Raw genomic sequence first — 5,548 nt, forward strand, 5'->3', positions numbered from 1 at the left:
GCAGGGATTGACACAGCCCGTGCAGGTGGTCTGGCGTCAGGCGCCACTGTCAGTGGTCACTTTTGAGCCCGCTTGCGCAGAAAATGTGTCGGCCCAATTACAGGCGCACACCGATCCGCGTCAATGTCATATTGATTTGAGTCAAGCCCCGTTAATTACCACCAATATTGTTCAAGACCCTGCCAGTAGCGAATGGCTGTTGGCCCTGAACTTCCATCATCTAATTGGCGATCATATGACACTGGAGCTTATTGTCGCCGAGGTTCGTTTGCTGTTGCAGGGGCAGACAGAAGCCCTACCTGCTGCACTACCTTACCGCGACTTTATCGCTCAAATCCTGAGCGCACCAGCCTCCGTGCATGAGGACTATTTCCGCGCCCGACTCGCTGATGTCGATACCCCAACCGCCCCCTTTGGCTTGCTTAATGTACAGGGTAACGGTGAGGATATGACTGAAGCCCATTTGCTATTGGATACCACACTAGCGCAAGCAATACGTATGCAGGCTCGCCGTCTGGGTATCAGCCCGAGTGTTTTATTCCATGTCGCCTGGGCTCAGGTGCTGGCACAAACCAGCGGCCGTGACGACGTAGTCTTCGGGACTGTGCTGCTTGGCCGTCTGCAAGGCTCAGCCGGCGCTGATCAAGTGATGGGGATGTTTATCAATACCCTACCAATGCGGGTATCCCTTGCTAATCGCAGTGTACTGGGAGTTGTGCGTGCCGCCTATCGCGATCTAACCGCGCTGTTGGAGCATGAACAAGCCCCCCTGACGCTGGCACAGGGCTGTAGCGGCGTGAACCCACCGCTACCGCTCTTTAGCGCCCTGCTTAATTACCGCCATAGCCAGCCAGGTACGGCTAATAAGGTTTGGGACGGTATGCGTATATTGATCACAGAAGAACGCACTAACTATCCGTTGACCCTCTCGGTGGATGATCTGGGGGAGGATTTCAATTTGATAACCCAGAGCGTTGCAGGCGTTGATCCCGTCCGAGTGGTGGATTATTTGGCTACAACCATCAGCCGCCTGATCGAAGTGCTGAAAACCGAGCCACAGAAGCCTATTCTGAGCCTGCCAATCCTACCTGCCGCTGAGCGTCAGCAGCTTTTGGTCGATTTCAATGCCACACAAGCGGACTTCCCGCAGGCGGCCCTGATTCATGAACTGTTCGAACAACAGGTTAAACGTACCCCTGACGCCATCGCCGTGATGTTTGAAGGTTTGTCATTGAGTTATGCCGAACTGAACCAGCGCGCTAACCAACTGGCACACGCCCTGGTTGAGTTTGGTGTACGTTCCGATGATCGCGTTGCAATTTGTGTTGAACGCAGTCTGGATATGGTGATTGGCATACTAGGCATATTAAAAGCCGGGGCGGGTTATGCTCCGCTCGATCCCGCATACCCTAGTGAACGGCTGACGCATGTCTTATCTGACAGCGCACCAAAATTACTACTCACCCAGCAGCATTTACGATCGCATTTACCGATAGCAGATATCCCTGTTTGGTTACTGGACAATGTCAAACACTTGAACACGGTTGCTCAACAATCTGTTGCCAATCCTGATCCGGTACAACTGGGATTACAAGCGCACCATTTAGCTTATGTTATCTATACTTCCGGCTCTACTGGGCTGCCTAAAGGAGTGATGATCGAGCACCGTAACGTGGTGAATTTTACTCATGCCCAATGCCAAATCAGTGAACTCAAATCCACTGATCGTGTCCTGCAATTTGCCACGATTGCCTTTGATACAGCTGTGTCTGAAATTTTTCCAACACTGACTGTCGGTGCCACCTTAATTCTGCGCCCAGCGCATATTCGGATACCAGACACCGCCTTTAGCCATTTCTTGCAAGAACAGGCCATCAGTGTGGTAGATCTACCGACTGCCTTTTGGCGCCAGTGGGTACAGGAGATGAAAGCTGGCCGCTGTGATATCAGTCCTTCTCTGCGCTCAATCACGGTTGGTGGTGAAAAAGCCGAATACCGTCATCTTATCGACTGGCAATCCATGTCTGAAACTCAGCACTGCCGCTGGATCGATACTTACGGGCCAACCGAAACCACCGTTATCACCACTTCGCTGGCCTTGGAGGGCGGCGAGGTACTGGACGCAACAGAAACGCTGTCAATTGGTCGCCCGATTACCAATACCCGCATTTATATTCTCGATACACAAGGACAACCTGTGCCACTCGGTGTCACTGGAGAAATCTATATTGCCGGTGCGGGAGTTGCCCGTGGCTATCTGAATCGCCCTGAACTTACCGCCGAACGTTTTGTCTCCGACCCATTCAGTGCTCAACCGAATGCCAGAATGTATAAGACCGGCGATCTGGGGTGCTGGCAGCCAAATGGTACGATCGTCTATCTCGGTCGCAATGACTTCCAAGTCAAGATCCGTGGATTCCGCATTGAACTGGGGGAAATAGAGACACAATTGGCCGGTTGCGCGGGTGTTAAAGATGCCGTAGTTATCGCACGTGAAGACGATAATGGCGAAAAACATTTGGTCGCGTATCTCGTGCCACAGCCTGACATCACGCTGGATGCCATCAACCTGCGCGAACAGCTGAGTACCCGCCTGGCGGATTATATGCTCCCCAGCGCCTTTGTGATGCTGGAGACCTTCCCGCTGACTCCGAACGGAAAACTGGATCGCAAGGCACTACCGGCTCCTGATCAGACCGCCATTGCCAGCCGCGAATATCAGACGCCTCAGAGTGAAATGGAACAGCAACTGGCAGTTATCTGGCAAACTTTGCTGGGGCTGAAGCAAGTTGGACGTCACGACAATTTCTTTGAGCTGGGGGGACATTCACTGCTGGTCGTCAGCCTGATTGAACAACTACGCCAACGTGATCTGACCCTTGATGTTAGCGCTGTCTTCGCATCACCGACCTTGACGGCGATGGCTGCTCGTCTGACAACAAAAGCAGCTGGAAATACTGCTCTGAATGTACCACCCAACCTCATTAGTACTGATTGTGACACCATTACGCCAGACATGCTGCCACTGATAGCATTATCTCAGGCGGAAATCGACACGGTTGTCAAGACTGTAGTTGGCGGCGGCGCCAATGTGCAGGATATCTATCCACTTGCTCCGTTACAGGAAGGTATTCTGTTCCATCACCAGCTACAGGAGCAAGGTGATGTCTACTTGTTAAATAGTCTGATTGCCTTTGATAGCCGTACTCGTCTCGATGCTTTCCTTGATGCCTTGCAACAAGTGATTAACCGCCACGATATCTTGCGCACAGCCGTCTGTTGGCAAGGACTGACGCAGCCTGTGCAGGTGGTCTGGCGTCAGGCATCGTTGTCAGTCACCACTTTTATCCCGATCTCCTCAGATAATGTGTTGGCTCAGTTACAGGCGCATACCAACCTACGTCGGCTTAACTTGAGTCAGGCACCTCTGTTCACTGCTGATATTGCTCTCGATCCAGTCAGCAATGAGTGGCTATTGGCCCTAAATTTCCATCATTTGATCGGCGATCATATAACGATGGAGCTTATCTCTGACGAAGTCCGCTTATTGTTGCAGGAACAAGCAGAAACCTTGCCAACCCCGTTACCTTACCGCAACTTTATTGCCCAGACTCTGAGCGTGCCGCTTTCAGCACATGAGGCATATTTCCGCACCCGACTGGCCGATATCGATACACCAACAGCCCCATTCAGCCTACTTAACGTACAGGGCGATGGTGAAGGCATAACTGAAACGCATCTTCCTCTAGATCATGCACTGGCACAGGCAATCCGCGGTCAGTCCCGCCGTTTGGGTATCACACCGGGCGTGTTGTTCCATGTTGCCTGGGCACAGGTGCTGGCACAGACTAGCGGCCGTGATGATGTAGTCTTTGGTTCCGTGTTGCTGGGTCGTCTGCAAGGCTCTGCCGGGGCCGATCGGGTGATGGGAATGTTTATCAATACCCTGCCAGTACGAGTGTCCCTTGCTGGCCGCAGTGTGCTGGAAGTGGTGCAGGCTACCTACCATGATTTGACGGCACTACTTGAACATGAGCAAGCTCCTTTAGCACTAGCCCAACGTTGCAGCAGTGTGATACCGCCGATGCCATTGTTCAGCGCTCTACTCAATTACCGCCATAGCCAGCCAGACACAGGCGATACAACTTGGGACGGCATGCGTCTGTTGGCGGCAGAAGAGCGCACTAACTACCCACTGACCCTCTCGGTCGATGACTTTGGGGAAGATTTCAGTCTGGTAGTCAAAACTGTCGCAACAGTCGATCCCGTCCGGGTAGCGGGTTATCTGGTCACAGCCATCAGTGGCTTGGTTGAAGCCCTGACGAATGAACCCCAGCAGCTTGCTTTGAATCTATCAATCCTACCTGCTACTGAGCGCAAGCAGCTACTGGTGGATTTCAATGACACAGAGACTGACTTCCCACGGGAAGCTCTGATCCATGAACTGTTTGAACAACAAGTGACGTGCACCCCAGAAGCTATCGCCATGGTGTTTGAAGAACAGTCTCTCAGTTACAGTGAACTGAATCGCCGAGCCAATTGCCTGGCTCATCATCTGCTCGCCATAGGTGTACGCCCGGACGATCGGGTGGCTATCTGTGTTGAACGCAGCTTGGAGATGATGGTGGGGCTACTGGCTATTCTCAAGGCTGGCGGCGCTTACGTACCACTGGATCCAGCCTATCCGGCCGAGCGGCTGGCTTACATGCTCGACGATGCCGCACCAGTGGCCCTGATCACTCAATCTACACTGGTTGAAATGCTGGACAGCAATCTGCCCAGTATATTACTTGATGCCCAGTTGCCATCTATCTTTGATGAGAAACTGGAAAATAATCTTGATATTCAGACTCTGGGGCTAACTTCACGCCATCTGGCCTATGTGATTTATACCTCCGGTTCTACAGGGCGGCCCAAAGGGGTCATGGTGGAACACAGGAATGTTATCAATCTTTACACAGGATTAAATATAGCATTTGCCCTCAAGCAACCGTGCCGCATAGCAATGAATGCCAGTATTGTCTTCGACTCATCGGTGAAAAGCTGGCTCCAGTTGCTTTCTGGCCATACATTGGTCATCGTCCCTGAAGTCCTTCGTACCGATGGTCAGACGCTTTGGCGCTATTTTGCACGGCATGCTGTGGATATGTTTGACTGCACACCGATCCAATTGCAATGGCTACTAGAAGCAGGTTTGGGAACAACCTCCGGTTATCAACCCAAGCTGGCGCTGATAGGTGGTGATAGCATTCCTCCTTTAGTGTGGTCCAAATTGCAACACATAAAAACCACCCGCTTCATCAACGTCTATGGACCAACAGAATGTACGGTAGATGCTAGTATCTGTCCGGTTAATTTATCACTATCGCAGCCTAGCATCGGTCGGCCAATCACCAATACCCAAATCTATATTCTGAATGGACAGGGTGAACCAGCGCCTCTCGGCGTTATCGGTGAGATCTATATCGGTGGCGCCGGTGTGGCCCGCGGCTACCTTAACCGCCCAGAGTTGACAGCGGAACGCTTCATTCCTAATCCGTTCTCAACC

1 protein-coding gene is annotated in these 5,548 nt (G+C 52.1%); it reads left to right on the forward strand.

Annotation, left to right across the window (positions count from 1 at the left end; all coding sequences use genetic code 11):
* The coding region (locus tag ABR397_RS21685; RefSeq protein ID WP_350307529.1) for an amino acid adenylation domain-containing protein at positions 1 to 5,548 on the forward strand (5,548 nt) is incomplete at both ends.

This window comes from Photorhabdus viridis (assembly GCF_040256935.1).
In the GTDB taxonomy this organism is placed as follows: Bacteria; Pseudomonadota; Gammaproteobacteria; order Enterobacterales; family Enterobacteriaceae; genus Photorhabdus; species Photorhabdus viridis.